At 40.4% G+C, this 631-nt stretch carries 1 protein-coding gene and 1 pseudogene; both read left to right on the forward strand.

Going from position 1 to position 631, the window contains the following annotated elements:
- On the forward strand, positions 1 to 297 hold a 297-nt coding region (gene nuoK, locus SQ11_RS15655), incomplete at its 5' end, for an NADH-quinone oxidoreductase subunit NuoK (RefSeq protein WP_156972542.1).
- A 60-nt stretch (positions 298 to 357) separates the two neighbouring features.
- A pseudogene (locus tag SQ11_RS16990) lies at positions 358 to 631 on the forward strand (NADH-quinone oxidoreductase subunit L); the annotation flags it as partial.

Consider the following 631-nt stretch of genomic DNA (forward strand, 5'->3'; position numbering starts at 1 on the left):
CTATCACATTATCTTGTGCTGGGCGCTGTTCTGTTTGCCATTGGGGTTGTAGGTATTTTTATCAACCGTAAAAATGTCATTATTTTGTTAATGTCCATTGAGCTGATGCTACTGGCAGTTAATATAAATTTTGTCGCTTTCTCATATTATTTACAGGATATAGCTGGGCAGATTTTTGTATTTTTTATTCTGACTGTGGCTGCAGCCGAGGCTGCTATTGGTTTAGCGATTTTGGTCGCTTTATTCAGAAACATACGTACTATCAACGTAGATGATTTGGATAGACTTAAGGGTTGAACGGCAGGCAGTTTTATATCCAGTCAGTTTGTTAAACAGTATTGTTAATTGGTACCTTAGATGGAAAATCTTTATTTACTAGTACCAGCGGCACCCTTGTTAGGAGCAATCGTTGTCGGGCTGTTTGGGCGACAGATTGGTCTGATAGGGAGTCATCGTGCGACGCTTGCGTTAGTGGCACTGTCATTTATTGCATCTGTTGTAATTTTTATCGATGTATTACAAGGAAATCTTTGTGACGGTAGTGTCTATACCGGGATGACATCAGGCGAGACTGTAATTGAGATAGGATTGTTGATTGACACGGTGTCAGCCACGATGATGATGGTGGTAA

Origin of the sequence: Nitrosospira sp. NpAV (genome assembly GCF_000832065.1) — a bacterium.
In the GTDB taxonomy this organism is placed as follows: Bacteria; Pseudomonadota; Gammaproteobacteria; order Burkholderiales; family Nitrosomonadaceae; genus Nitrosospira.